Source organism: Sulfuricurvum sp. (genome assembly GCF_030691015.1).
In the GTDB taxonomy this organism is placed as follows: Bacteria; Campylobacterota; Campylobacteria; order Campylobacterales; family Sulfurimonadaceae; genus Sulfuricurvum.
Map to the genome: position 1 here is coordinate 41,020 of NZ_JAUYFF010000008.1, position 14,290 is coordinate 55,309.

General features: G+C 44.2%; 9 protein-coding genes. 2 read left to right on the plus strand and 7 right to left on the minus strand.

Annotation, left to right across the window (positions count from 1 at the left end):
* Positions 1 to 20: 20 nt before the first annotated feature.
* The 4 genes from fumC to mltG form a co-directional block, all read right to left on the minus strand.
* A complete protein-coding gene (fumC, locus tag Q8O20_RS06610) occupies positions 21 to 1,412 on the minus strand; it encodes a class II fumarate hydratase (protein ID WP_305530516.1) in 1,392 nt (463 codons plus the stop codon).
* Complete coding sequence (gene mdh, locus Q8O20_RS06615; RefSeq protein WP_304739670.1) at positions 1,412 to 2,371, minus strand: malate dehydrogenase; 960 nt, start codon at positions 2,369 to 2,371, stop codon at positions 1,412 to 1,414. Before mdh ends, fumC begins: the two co-directional genes overlap by 1 nt.
* Before the next feature lie 138 nt (positions 2,372 to 2,509).
* Positions 2,510 to 4,705 carry an NADP-dependent isocitrate dehydrogenase gene (locus Q8O20_RS06620; protein WP_305530517.1) on the minus strand — a complete coding sequence of 732 codons (2,196 nt, stop codon included), beginning with the start codon at positions 4,703 to 4,705 and terminating at the stop codon, positions 2,510 to 2,512.
* Positions 4,706 to 4,806: 101 nt separating this feature from the next.
* Positions 4,807 to 5,682: an endolytic transglycosylase MltG gene (gene mltG, locus Q8O20_RS06625; protein ID WP_305530518.1), complete on the minus strand. Its 876-nt coding sequence runs from the start codon at positions 5,680 to 5,682 to the stop codon at positions 4,807 to 4,809.
* Between mltG and Q8O20_RS06630 the strand changes: the two genes are divergently transcribed.
* The gene (locus tag Q8O20_RS06630) at positions 5,681 to 8,851 is read left to right on the plus strand and encodes an AsmA-like C-terminal domain-containing protein (RefSeq protein WP_305530519.1); all 3,171 of its coding nucleotides are present in this window, start codon (positions 5,681 to 5,683) and stop codon (positions 8,849 to 8,851) included. The genes mltG and Q8O20_RS06630 overlap by 2 nt on opposite strands.
* 1 nt (position 8,852) lies before the next feature.
* Here Q8O20_RS06630 and Q8O20_RS06635 read toward each other — a convergent pair whose 3' ends face one another.
* On the minus strand, positions 8,853 to 10,049 hold the full coding sequence (locus Q8O20_RS06635; RefSeq protein ID WP_305530520.1) for an ABC transporter permease: 1,197 nt from the start codon (positions 10,047 to 10,049) through the stop codon (positions 8,853 to 8,855).
* Positions 10,046 to 12,613 (minus strand): preprotein translocase subunit SecA, encoded by a 2,568-nt coding sequence (secA, locus tag Q8O20_RS06640; protein WP_305530521.1) that lies wholly within the window; start codon positions 12,611 to 12,613, stop codon positions 10,046 to 10,048. Before secA ends, Q8O20_RS06635 begins: the two co-directional genes overlap by 4 nt.
* 118 nt (positions 12,614 to 12,731) lie before the next feature.
* Between secA and lolA the strand changes: the two genes are divergently transcribed.
* Positions 12,732 to 13,247, plus strand: a complete 516-nt coding sequence (lolA, locus tag Q8O20_RS06645) for a LolA-like outer membrane lipoprotein chaperone (protein WP_305530522.1) — start codon at positions 12,732 to 12,734, stop codon at positions 13,245 to 13,247.
* Here lolA and Q8O20_RS06650 read toward each other — a convergent pair.
* Entirely contained in the window at positions 13,244 to 14,161 is a 918-nt protein-coding gene (locus Q8O20_RS06650) for a cation diffusion facilitator family transporter (RefSeq protein ID WP_305530523.1), read from the minus strand. The two genes, lolA and Q8O20_RS06650, sit on opposite strands and share 4 nt — an antisense overlap.
* Between the last annotated feature and the right edge of the window lie 129 nt (positions 14,162 to 14,290).

The following is a 14,290-nucleotide window of genomic DNA, read 5'->3' on the forward strand; positions in this document are numbered from 1 at the left end:
TAATTCCTCCTGTTATAAGTTTACGCTATTGGTCTTGTCATCTCTTCAGGGATGACGTATTTATCGAACTCTTCGGCACTCAGGAGACCGAGTTTGATGGCGGTCTCTTTCAGTGTAGAGTTCTCTTTATGTGCTGTTTTAGCAATTTTTGCCGCATTTTCATACCCGATGTACGGGTTCAATGCCGTAACGAGCATCAATGAGTTGTTCAAATACGCATCGATCTGATCACGTACAGGCTCAATGCCGACGGCACAATTATCGTTGAATGAGACGATAGAATCAGCCAACAAACGAACCGATTGCAAGAAGTTGTAAGCGATTACCGGTTTGAAGACGTTAAGCTCAAAATTACCTTGACTTGCTGCAAAACCGATACAGGCATCGTTCCCCATAACTTGGCACGTCACCATCGTCACCGCTTCCGATTGCGTCGGATTGACTTTACCCGGCATAATGGATGAACCCGGCTCGTTTTCAGGAATAGTGATCTCGCCGATTCCACAACGCGGCCCTGAAGCCAACCAACGGACGTCGTTGGCGATTTTCATCATATCCGCCGCAAGTGCTTTGAGGGCACCGTGTGCAAATACAAGAGCGTCATGAGAGGTCAACGCATGGAATTTATTAGGTGCCGTTACAAATTTATGACCTGTTAATTCAGTCAGTTTTGCCGCTACACGCATCCCCAACTCAGGGTGCGCATTCAATCCCGTTCCGACCGCTGTACCGCCTAGAGCGAGTTCACGCACCGATTCGAGAGAATCTTTTGCCATTTTTTCACATTTGTTAAGCATCTCTACCCAACCGCTGATCTCTTGACCGAGAGTGAGCGGTGTTGCGTCTTGGAGGTGGGTACGTCCGATTTTGACGATATCGCTGAACGCTTCGCTTTTAGCGATCAAGGTTTTACGCAAATGATCGATTGCAGGTAATAGACGCGTTTCTACCGCGATAACCGCCGCTACGTGCAATGCAGTAGGATAGGTATCGTTTGAGCTTTGTGATTTGTTAACGTCATCGTTCGGGTGAACCAATTTTTGAGTACGGAAGTCCCCACCGAGAATCTCGGTTGCACGGCTTGCCAACACTTCATTGTTGTTCATGTTTGACTGTGTACCTGAACCGGTTTGCCATACCACAAGAGGATAATGAGCGTCAAGTTTTCCCAAGAGCATCTCATCTGCCGCCTGAGCGATAGCATCCGCTTTTTCTTTACTCAACATTCCAAGATCGCAGTTAACCAACGCTACCGCTTTTTTGAGAAGAGAAAATGCTCTTGTAATTTCATACGGCATTTTCTCTTCACCGATTTGAAAGTTCTCAAGTGAACGCTGTGTTTGCGCTCCCCAGTAAGTGTCATTCGGTACTCGAACTTCACCCATCGTATCTTTTTCGATGCGATAACTCATTATTTGGCTCCTTCAAAAAATTTATTGGTATTGAGCGTATCGATCAACCCTTGAACCGAGGCACATGATGCGGCGAACATTGCCTTTTCCGTCTCATTCAGAGTTACTTCGATAATTTTCTCGGCACCGTTGGCTCCCAACATAACAGGAACTCCGCTCACCACATCATGAAAACCGTATTCCCCTTCGAGGTAAACGGCACACGGATGAATTTGTTTGGTGTCTTTCAAGATCGCTTCTACCATAATCGCAGTTGCTTTTGCCGGAGCATAATAGGCTGATCCCGTTTGGAGAAGCGCTACGATTTCCGCTCCCCCTTTGCGTGTGCGTTGAACAATCTCATCGATCTCATTTTGTGTTAAGACATCGGAGAGAGGAACCCCCGCAACCGTCGAATAGCGCGGAAGAGGAACCATGTCATCCCCATGTCCGCCCATAACCGATGCACGAATCTGACCGCCGCCGTATCCGAGTTTTTCTTGAATAAATGCCGCCATACGTGCACTGTCCAATACTCCCGCCATACCAATAACACGGCTGCGGTCAAAACCACTCTCACGCAATGCCACATACGTCATTGCATCCAACGGATTGGAAACCATGATTACGATCGCATTCGGAGAATATTTTGCAACTCCCTCGATCACTTCACGGGTTACTTTAGCGTTAATCATCAACAAATCATCTCGGCTCATTCCCGGAAGACGAGGACTACCTGCGGTGATAACGACGACATCACAATCGGTCATATCCGCCATTGTCTCCGCAACGGTGACGGTTGAGTGGCTTCGGACTGCCGCTGCTGCTTGAGACATATCAAGCGCTTTACCACGTGCGATTTCAATTTTGTTATCACGCAAAATAATCTCATGGCACGAACCAAGCATTGCAAGAGAGTAGGCGATCGTCGATCCGACATTTCCCGCCCCTACGATTCCGACGCGTTTTCCTTTTACCATGTTCCTACTCCTTGTGTCATATTGCTATTATCCTCTCCAAAAAAAAGATAACTACAAGACGATAGAATCGCCTTTTATCTATAGAAAATATTTCTACAGATAAAAAGCGACTGGGGAAATCCCCAATCGTTACTATCTTCAGATAGCGGCAATAATTGCGTTTAGTGTTGCACTTGGGCGCATTGCATTTTCAGTTTTTACAGCATCCGGATGGAAGTAACCGCCGATATCCTGTGGTTTCCCTTCTACTGATAGAAGTTCTTCCATGATTTTAGCTTCATTTTCAGTCAATGCTTTAGCTACGTTAGCAAATTTTGATGCAAGTTCTGCATCCACAGTTTGCTCAGCCAACGCTTTTGCCCAGTATTGAGCCAAGAAGAAGTGACTCGCTTTGTTATCCGGTTCACCCGCTTTACGTGAAGGCTCTTTGTTGTTATCTAAATATGCCGCGTTTGCAACATCGAGAGCCGCAGTAAGAGCGCTCAATTTGTTGTCTTTTTTCGTTTTATTGATGTGACGTAGTGACTCAGCAAGAGCCAAGAACTCACCCAATGAATCCCAACGAAGGTGACCCTCGTTTACGAATTGCTCAACGTGTTTCGGAGCCGATCCGCCCGCACCTGTTTCAAACAATCCACCGCCTGCAAGTAATGGAACGATAGAGAGCATTTTAGCCGATGTTCCAAGTTCTAAGATAGGGAACAAGTCGGTCAAATAGTCACGAAGAACGTTACCCGTTGCTGAAATGGTGTTTTGACCCGCACGTACACGTTTCAAAGAGAACGCCATCGCTTTTTCCGGCGCCAAAATGTGGTACTCGATCCCTGATTTGTTGAATTCAGGAAGGTATGCGTTCACTTTTTTGATAATTTCAGCATCGTGTGCACGGTTTTCATCCAACCAGAACACAACCGGAACATTTTCGATCTCTGCACGCTCAACCGCAAGACGTACCCAGTCTTTGATCGGGATATCTTTAGCACGAGACATACGCCAAATATCACCTTTTTCTACGTTGAAAGTCATCAATACGCCGCTATCATCGCTAACCGTTACAACACCGTCTTCTGCGATTTCAAACGTTGTCGGATGTGAGCCGTACTCTTCCGCTTTTTGAGCCATCAAACCGACATTCGATACTGAACCCATAGTCGTAACGTCGAATTGTCCGTTTTTCTTACAATCTTCAATACACTCTGAGTACATGGTTGCGTAACAACGATCCGGAATAGTCACAACACACTGTTCAACTTTACCAGCCGGATTCCACATTTTACCGCCGTCACGTACGACAACCGGCAATGAAGCGTCAATGATTACGTCGTTAGACGCATGAAGGTTTGTAATCCCTTTGTCAGAGTCAACCATCGCCATTGAAGGTTGTGTCGGATAAACCGCCATAATAGCCGCTTCGATTTCTGCTTTTTTATCCGCTGGCAATTTAGCAAGCTTTTTGTAAAGATCACCAAGACCAAGATTCGGATTAACACCAATCTCTTTGAAATCTGCCGCATATTTTTCAAACACATCTTTAAAGAACACAGAAACTGCATGACCGAACATGATAGGGTCAGAAACCTTCATCATGGTTGCTTTGAGGTGAATCGACCAAAGAATATTTTTTTCTTTCGCTTCCGCGATAGATTCAGCCAAAAATGCACGAAGTGCTTTTGCAGACATGAATGTACCGTCAAGAACTTCTTTATCAAATGTATTAATCTCTTTAAGAACTTTACCATTAAGAGCGATAGTTACTTTGCCATCACCTTTTTTAGTGATTGATTGCTCATTTGCAAAGAAATCGCCGCTATTCATGTGTGCAACGCGAGTTTTAGAACCCTCATCCCATGCACGAAGTTTATGCGGGTTATTCTTAGCAAAGTTTTTAACCGCAACGGCCGCACGACGATCTGAGTTACCTTCACGAAGAACCGGATTAACGGCAGAACCCAGACATGTAGCATAACGCGCAAAAATCTCTTTTTCTTCATCTGTTTTAGGCTCTTCCGGATAGTTAGGAAGATCGTAACCTTGAGATTGAAGCTCTTCAATACACGCTTTAAGCTGTGGAATTGAAGCAGAGATATTTGGAAGTTTGATGATATTGCCATCAGGCTGAGTTGCAATAACACCCAACTGTGCAAGATTATCCGGGATGCGTTGAGCGTCGCTCATTCTTTCCGGAAAAGTTGCAATAACACGACCTGCAAGTGAAATATCACTTGTTATGACTTCTACACCTGCTGCTTGTGTGAATGCGTTTACGATCGGAAGTAGCGAGTATGTCGCTAGCGCCGGAGCTTCATCAATTACTGACCAAATGATTTTTGCCATCAGGTTCTCCTGTCATTTTTTTTATACGAGCATCATAACACTCTCACGAGAGTTTTTTTGTATTTAACGCTCTAAAGGGGCGAAGAAGTTCCAAATGTGTTTCATTTTGTAGCATTTACTATGTTTTTACGGTGTGTAGAAAAGTAACTACTGTAAATATGCTCCCCATTCTTGCCACGTACGAAATAGAGGTAATCCGTCCGTGCAGGGTTGAGTGCGGCATCGATAGCTTCTTTGGAAACATTGCAGACAGGGTATTGAGGCAAACCTTTGTTCTTATACGTATTATAGGGAGTTCTATCCGTTCGAATTCGACGAGCGGTTACTTTTTGATGTGAGTATTCTCCGTAATTTAACGTCCCGTCCATTTGGAGACGCATCCCCTCTTTGATCCGATTATCAATAACGGAGCTTACATAGGGCATATCGCTGAGCGATGCCGCTTCTTTTTGAATAACGGATGCTTTTGTTACGATTTGTAACCATTTTTCCTTCTCAAAGCGGGTATTATGTTCTTCTGCCCATCTTTGCATTTTCTTTTCAGATTCATTTAACAGGTGGAGAATCAAATCCTCTTCGCTGATTCCGTTGGGGATACTATAGGTATCGGGGACAAAATTTCCCTCTTTATAAGGGGCATGAGTCTCATACGCCGATACTAATTTCTCTTTATCAAGGGAGAGTGTTTCTGAGAGCTGTTCTAAGAAAACAATACTCGTCTCACCGGGAATTAATGTAATCTGACGTGTTGCCGCTTTTGCCGTCGTGAGGCGATAAAGATACTCTATCCGAGACATCTTTTCCTCTTTCACATCAATCCATCCTTGTTGCGGCTGCCCTATCAGACGTAAAATAAATGCATCAATTTTATAAAGATTTACCCCTTCACTTTGGAGGTGTGATATACTTTTAAAGACGGAACCTTGGGGTATGTAGACGATTTTGGGTGATGTAACGGATGAGAATAGGTAGGTCATGAAAGATACAATCACCACTAAAATAATTCCAAAAACCCATAAGAGTGTTCTGCTTTTTTTAGTTTTTACTTTTTTTCTTGGCTTTTTCACGTTTGTCGCTTTACTAGAGGGATTTAGTATTGACCATCTCAGATTTGGAGGGGTCAAAGTTGAGAAATTATACCTAAAATGGGACAAAGCCCTCCATATTAAAGCTGCTAAATTAGATTTTAGCGATGTCGTCGGCGACGATACCCCTCTGACGCTTAAGCCCCTCTCAAAATTGCCTCGTTACATCCAATGGATGGAGGGGTGGGTCGATTCCATTCAAGTCAATGTTATTCAATATAAAAGTTTCAGAGGGTCATTGCATTTTGAAAAAAATAGTATCGGTAAAGTAACCCTAGGAGACGACACGACTCGATGTGAAGGGACCCTTGATCTCAATGAGACCGATTTTCGCCTTGTATTGCCCTCTTGCCGCGTAAAAGAGGCAAATTTATCCGCCGTTCTCTCGATCAACCTAACCGATCAGAGCCTTCGTTCTGATATCGCTCTGAATCTCCCCGACACACCTCTTATTACCCTCTCCGCGTTAGGTGACATCGACACACTCCGTTTTTCTGCAAAACCACAGACAACGTTAAGTACGATCAAGCCGTTAATTGACTTTTTACATCTGGACCCCGAAGTGACCCCGTGGATAATCGACTATGCCAAAGCTTCATCTATTCGTATTAGCCGATTTGAGGGTCTGTTTCATTATGATCAGCCTGAAGAGCTTATTAAAAGTCTCAGAGCCGATGCTACCCTTATAGAGGGTGAGTACACTTTTGCAACCGGTTTTGAACCGATCCGTTCACCACGGATTGATCTCCGTTTTGCCCAAGGTAAACTTCACATATTCCCGCAAAACGGTATTTTTTATACTCTTCCGACCGAAGCGAGTCGTGTCATTATCGATTTTACGACACCCCATACGATGTTAGATGTCTATATTAAAACCGCTCATGCTAAACTAAGTGATCCGATTTTATCCCTTTTAGAGTTCTACACTATCCATTTGCCGATCAAGCAACTCAAGGGGGAGTGTGACGTAGATTTACGTCTCTCCGTTAATTTGCACAATTTTGATACCTCAGTAAATGGGGTCTTTAAACCGGGAAATTCTGAAATTCTTCTCGATCAAATCCCCCTCAAAACCGAGGGGGGAATTGTCAAAGTTGATCGTAACCATGTGACATTTGAAAACTTCATAGCCCATTACGGAGAGGATGTAGCGCATGCTCGGGTGGGGGGTGAATACAATGCCGCAACAGAGCGGGGTATTGTTTCTATCGATGCGTATGCCATCTCTCCGACAACAGGAGATTTAACCCTCTATGATCCCCTCGATCCGCTACGTGTTACTTACATCATCGCGCCCGATGGAGATGCCTTGCAGGTTAACAAGTCCCGATGGAACCTTTTAGGTGAAAAATTAACGATTGATGCGTTCCACGCGCCGTTTGATTATCATCGTGCTTACTCTGCCATCCGTTCCGTCCCTTTTAACCTCTCAGACAGTGTCAAAGGGAGAATCAATGCCACATTTGACGGTACCAAGAAACAAACGGATGTCTCAATGCGGTTACATAGCTTTAAACTCGGTGAAGTCGAACTTCATCAATCTACCTTTGATGTCGATTTGCATTACAGTAATAAAACGGCTCAATTGGAGGTAAAAAATCCTTCAGCATGGTCGGTACATCAACTTCCATTACTGATTTCCCCTTTCAACGCGACTCTTAAAAATGATCTTATAACGTTTGAACATATCGAAACGGTACTCGGCGATCTTTTCAAAGGAAATTTTTCCGGTACCTACCATATCGATACCGAAAAAGGGGCAATTCAGCTTAGTAATATGATACCCCTTACCCCAAAAATGGTACCGATCATGGAAGCAAAAGAGTCGTTAGAGCTCTTAGTCGATACCAAAAATGAGTCGATTAAAATCGATGCCCCCTCTCTAAAAGCCCATTTTTCAACCGTTCCAAAGGGGTGGAAAATCGGCCTCGACGACATTTCGCGTCTCTCTAAAAAATCCCCGATTTTACGCCATTACAACATCAACAACGGATATTTGAACCTTTACTATACCGGAGAGAGCTCCCGCTATCACTTTAATGGAGAAATCGACTATGCGTATCCTCTTATGCTCGTAAATGATGAACCTGTATCGCATTATCGATTTAGCGGATCTCATCAAAATAATATCTCCTCCATACGGGTAAATGACCGCCTCATCATCAACCATACACCGGATAATATTTATATCCGAGCCAACAATACCGGCCTTAATATGCCCGCACTGTTCAAATTTCTCTCTGCCCACAAAGAAGAGAGTGAGCCCTCATCTAAAAAAGAGGCTCCGACCCCTGTCCGTATACATGCGACCAATTCCTACTTGTATTTGATGAAAGGGAGAAAAATCGTCGCCGATCTCTTCGATGCGACATTGCAAAATGATAATTTTGACGCGTCACTCCATCATATGAACGGATCTGCTATTCTCAAAATACGCAATGATCTTTTTTCAATTGACGGACAAGGGTTTAACGACAAATTTATGGAGCATCTCTTTGCATTAAGCGATTTCAGCGGAGGGACATTTTCATTTGCCGCAAAAGGGAGAACCGATTCTTTTGATGGATTGATGCGGGTTGAAAATACGATTATGAAAGATTATAAAGTGCTCAATAACGTATTGGCATTTGTTAATACCGTCCCCTCTTTAACCACGTTTTCTCTTCCGAACTATAACTCAAAAGGACTTCCCGTAGATGAGGGATACGCTCACTTTGCCTACCAAAAAGGGGTCGTTTCGGTGGATAACTTCACCCTGAATTCTCCTGAGATAAAAATAACCGGTACAGGACGTGCCGATTTCAATACCAATCAGCTCGACGGGGTCTTAATGCTCAAAACCGATTTGGGCTCAGCTCTTGGAAAAATACCTATGGTGGGATACATTCTCCTAGGAGATGACGGCTCACTTTCTACTACCCTCACCCTCAGTGGAAAGCTGGATGATCCAAAAGTAGATACGGCTATCGCCAAAGAGATCGTTACCGCCCCCTTCAACATTTTGAAGCGAACGTTGGTTTATCCGTTTTTATGGATGATGGACGATAAGAAGGAAAAGTAGGCTATTCGTTTCGTAAAACGGTCAGAACATCTACTTCAGAGGCTTTTTTCGCGGGATACCATGCAGAGAGAAGAACAATCACAAACGCACCGATAATAATCGAGAAGAAATCAATCACGCTCAAATCAAGCGGCAACGTCGAGGTAGGATAGACATCGGCAGGAAGGGAGATAATCTCAAAGGTTCCGAGAACCCACATCCCTAAGAAGCCTAAAATTGCCCCCGTCGTAATCCCTAAAACACCGATCACGATCCCAAGAACCAAAAAGACCCGCTTCACCTCTTGCTTGGAGGCACCCAATGATATCAAGAGAGCGATTTCGCTTCGTCGGTTCATCACTGTCATCAATAGTGAGGAGATAATATTGATCGCGGCGATCAGGATGATGAGCATCAGAACGATGAAGAGTGACATCTTCTCCATTTTCAACGCGGCAAAGAAGTTAGCGTTGTCTTCCCACCATCCCCGAATCGATACGGTATCGGGTAAAACCGCCGCAACCCGTGTGATATCAGCCTCAGGGTTAGATGAGTGGATATGAATACCGTCGTAAAGGTTTTCAGGTATCCCTAAAATACGCTGCAGCGATTCCAAAGAGGTATAAGAGAACCCTTTGTCATAAGCACTGAGACCCGAATTAAACGTCGAAACGACTTCAAAACGTTTAATCTTCGGAGTGAGGGCTAAACCGCCCGGCTCCATTTGGGTGAATATATAGGTGAGTTTATCCCCATCGTTAACACCAAATTGCTCTTTGAGCGTTTGCCCCACCATAACCTGAAATGTATCGGGTACTCCCGATTGCAACCCTTCGGCTACGATACGGTTCACCTTCGCTTCCTGGGCGAAATCGACACCGAAGAGATATCCCCCCTCCATCTGATCGCCGTTGCGGGAAAGTACCGCAGAGGTAACATAGGGGCTGAAAGAGAGATCAGGAAACTGGGTTCGGAGATTTTCAAGTAAAGCCGTGTCGCAGGTACCGTAAAATTTGGGCTGAATCGTGAGGGGATAGTTCATAACGGTGAGTTTTTTCTTGAACTCGTTGTCAAAACCGTTCATAAGTGCCATAGCGATGATAAGAACCATCACTCCAAGGGCGATTCCGGAGAATGCAAGGAGTGCGGAGAGGAAGATAAAAGGCTGCTCTTTGTCAAAGCGTAAAAACCGTTTGACAAGGTAGGAGACGATATTCAAGAGGCAAATACCCCTTTTTTTGGTCCTGACTTACCGCAGCAGTTTTTGTATTTGAGACCGCTTCCGCAAGGACACTCTTCATTACGGGCAATTTTTTTCTCTTCACCCTCATGCTCTTGGTGATTGAGGCTCATTCGAAACGCTTCTTGCTTCTTTTCAAGCTCCATTTGACGGGCAAACGCTTCGGCCTCTTCTTCTGCATTATCCACTTTAAAACGGATAATATGAAGGGTTTTAATCGTATCGTATTTGATTGTCTCGACCAGCTCGCTAAAGAGGTTATAACTCTCTTTTTTGTACTCGACCAACGGATCTTTTTGGTTGTAGGCACGAAGGCGGATACCTGTTTTCATACTGTCCATTTGATACAAGTGTTCACGCCACGCAGTGTCGAGGGTTTTTAGGTAAATCTCCCGCTCGATCTCGCTTCGTAGTTTCTCATCGACCACCGACATTTTTGCGTCGTATTGAGTTTTTAATGCAGAGAGTAAAATATCGTGAATCGGATCGAATGATTTCTCACCAAAGAGTGAAACATCGATATCGGCATTCATCTCCTCTTTGATCGTCAATACAAGGCGCTCAAGATCGATCTCTTCTTCCGAAATCCCCTCAAAAATACCGCAATAAGTCAACGTACGATCAACATAGTCACGACGGATCAGATCAATTTTATCCGCAATTGCAAACGTCGGGTCAAGCAGCTCTCCACGGAATTTATAGACAATTTTACGTTGCTCGTTAGCGACATCATCATATTCAACAATATTTTTACGCCCTTCGAAGTGCATGTTTTCCACTTTTTTCTGCGCTTTTTCAACGGCACGGGTAACCATAGACGATTCGATGTACTCACCGTCTTCAACACCCAAACGTTCCATAATCGATTTGATCTTGTCAGAGCCGAAAATACGTAAAAGGCTGTCTTCGAGTGAAAGATAAAATTGAGACGTTCCCGGATCGCCCTGACGCCCTGCACGACCGCGCAGCTGGTTGTCGATACGGCGATTTTCATGCCGCTCCGTTCCGAGAATATAAAGTCCGCCGAGGGCTTTGATCTCATCACTGACTTTGATATCGACCCCACGACCTGCCATGTTGGTCGCAATGGTAATTGCCCCCTTCTCACCGGCATTTTTGATAATCTCACCCTCTTGGGCATGATTTTTCGCATTCAATACCGTATGGGGAATTTTCTCCGCTTTGATAAGGTGGTGAAGTTTTTCCGATTTTTCAATCGATGCCGTACCGATCAAGATCGGCTGACCTTTGGCATGCAACTCTTTTACTTTGATAATAACTGCTTCAAATTTTTCGGCTTCCGTTTTGTAAATCAAATCATTCAAATCTTGACGGATAACGGGAACGTTTGTCGGAATGGAGATAACATCGAGGTTATAAATTTGGGCAAACTCGGTCGCTTCGGTTTGTGCCGTCCCTGTCATACCGCCGATTTTGGAGTACATACGGAAATAGTTTTGATAAGTGATATCGGCGAGAGTTTGAGTCTCTTCTTTGATGATGACCCCCTCTTTCGCCTCTAATGCCTGATGAAGCCCCTCAGAGTAGCGACGCCCTTCAGAGAGACGTCCCGTAAACTCATCGACAATTACGATTTGACCCTCTTGAATAACGTAATCGACGTCACATTCAAAAATGTAGTTTGCTTTTAACGCCTGATCGAGATGGTGTGAGAGACCTGAATTTTCAATACTGTAGAGGTTGTCCACTCCGAAAAGCTCTTCGGCACGCCCTATCCCCTCTTCGGTAATGAGGATTAGACGGTCTTTTTCATCAACGGTGAAGTGTTCCTCTATAACAAGTGCTTTCGCTACCGCATCGGCACGAGTATAGTTTTCCAACGTACGGTTTGTCGGCCCTGAGATAATAAGCGGTGTGCGGGCTTCATCGATCAGAATCGAGTCAACTTCATCGACGATAACATACGCATGACCACGCTGAACCATATGCTCTTTACTGTAAGTCATGTTATCGCGAAGATAATCGAATCCGAACTCATTATTCGTACCGTAGGTAATATCGCATCCGTACTGCTCACGCTTCGAGGCCGGATTGTAACCGCTCTCTACCAAAATACCGGTGGAGTAGCCTAAAAAGGAGTAAAGCTCAGACATCTGAGTTCCATCACGCGAAGCGAGATAATCATTAACGGTGACGACATGAACCCCATTGGCGGTCATAGCGTTCAAGATAACCGCGAGAGTAGCAACAAGAGTTTTCCCCTCCCCCGTTTTCATCTCGGCAATGCGCCCCTCGTGCAGTACCATTCCACCGATGAGCTGAACGTCAAAATGACGCATCCCCAAAACACGTTTACTCGCTTCACGGGTAATCGCAAACGAATCAACCAATACGGCATCTAATGTTTTCGCATGACTCCGTACGGACTCTCTGAGTGCACTAAACGCTTCTTGGAGCTCACTGTCACTTAAGGCTGAGAAATGGGATTCGCGAGCGTTGATTTGAGCTACACGTTTGATATATTTTTTGATTTCGTGATCATTCTTGGTACCGAAAATTTTTCCGAGGAACGTTTGGAGCATTAAAAGCCTTCATTATGAACAGTATTGAAAAAGTCGCTGATTTTAGCATACGAAATCTATTGTTTTGGTTAATGAGCTTAGGGTACAATGTCAATATTACACAATTGAAGGAATTTATGTGCGTTTTTTACCACTTCTTTTTGCTCTGAGCCTCACCCTTGCGGCGTCACCGAAAGAGATCAACTCTTTTAACGGAAAATTTGTTCAAACCATTATCGACGATAACGGAAAAAAGATTGTGTACAGCGGTGAACTTTGGGCAAGCAAGCCACAAAATGCCCTTTGGGTCTATCAAAAGCCGATCCAAAAAAGTGTTTACATCAACGCTCAGAAAATCACCGTTATTGAACCGAGTATCGAGCAAGTCACCCTCCGAACTCTGGATGAGGAGATCGACTTTTTGCAGATAATTCAAAAAGCTAAAAAAGTGGATAACGAAAAATATTCCGCTACGGTAAAAGGGCAAACCTATACGGTTACTTTTAAAAATGACCTCTTAAATTCTATCAGTTACACCGATGGATACGATAACCGTGTTACGATCCTTTTTAACAACCCTACACAAAACAAACCGATTGACTCGGGCAAATTCAAGCCCTCTATCCCCTCAGAGTACGACATTATCAAAGGTTAATGGTGGCGGCAACGCTCCAATACCGTATCTCTGCCGTCTCTGCCTACTTCGCATTGAAACGTTGTATGAGCAATCCCGATATCTTCTAGCGCATGCGTCAAATCATGGAGAATACAGTTCGTTTCGCTTAGCATTAAGTCCTGATGAAAATTGAGTCGTGCTTCGAGAAATACCGTCTCATCGTCCAACTGCCACAGATGGATATGATGAATACTCTCGATCGCGTCAAACTCTTTTACTTTTTCGACAATCGCTTCCACACTAATATGCTCAGGTGAAAACTGCATCAGCATCCCCCCTGATTCACGCACAATCCCGTACGATGAGCGGATAAGGTAAAACGAAATCAAGAGCGATAACAGCGGATCGATCCAATACCAACCGTAAAAATAGATCATAGCCCCACCCGCCAATACGGCAAAAGAGGTCATCAAATCCCCCATCAGATGCAAATAGGCCGATCGGATATTAAGGTTATGACCCGCATCGCGGTGAAGGAGCCAAGCCGATAGTCCGTTAACCGCAATTCCCAATGCCGCAAGCCCCATCACCCAGGTAGACTCAATCGCTTGAGGTGTAATAAAACGTTGAATCGATTCAATAATGAGGTAAATCGAAACAGCAATCAGTACCGAAGCATTGAAGAGAGCGGCAAGGATTTCGGCACGTTTAAAACCGAATGTTTGAGTGAGACTTTGAGGTCGATGTGAAAGTCGATGGGCATAATAGCTGATGATGAGGCTCATCACATCACTAAAGTTATGCAATGCGTCGCTCAGCAATGCCAATGACCCTGAGAGTATTCCGCCTATAAACTGCGCTACCGTAATAAGAAGGTTAAGGACAACGCTAAAAAGAAGCTTTCCTCCGCTAATGCTACTGTCGTGGTGATGATGATGGTGATGATGTTCCATAAATAAACTGTCCAAATTGAAATTGAGAAACTTTATCATAAGTAGCTTGTATTTGCCTAAATGTTACCCAATAGTTACTGTATAAAAATTATCCTTTCAACTGAGTAAGAAACTTTTTCTTGCTACACC

Bases quoted from the DNA above. Each gene is read 5' to 3' on its own strand.
- fumC (WP_305530516.1), bottom strand. From the start codon at position 1,412: ATGAGTTATCGCATCGAAAAAGATACGATGGGTGAAGTTCGAGTACCG.
- mdh (WP_304739670.1), bottom strand. From the start codon at position 2,371: ATGGTAAAAGGAAAACGCGTCGGAATCGTAGGGGCGGGAAATGTCGGA.
- Q8O20_RS06620 (WP_305530517.1), bottom strand. From the start codon at position 4,705: ATGGCAAAAATCATTTGGTCAGTAATTGATGAAGCTCCGGCGCTAGCG.
- Q8O20_RS06630 (WP_305530519.1), top strand. From the start codon at position 5,681: ATGAAAGATACAATCACCACTAAAATAATTCCAAAAACCCATAAGAGT.
- mltG (WP_305530518.1), bottom strand. From the start codon at position 5,682: ATGACCTACCTATTCTCATCCGTTACATCACCCAAAATCGTCTACATA.
- secA (WP_305530521.1), bottom strand. From the start codon at position 12,613: ATGCTCCAAACGTTCCTCGGAAAAATTTTCGGTACCAAGAATGATCAC.
- Q8O20_RS06650 (WP_305530523.1), bottom strand. From the start codon at position 14,161: ATGGAACATCATCACCATCATCATCACCACGACAGTAGCATTAGCGGA.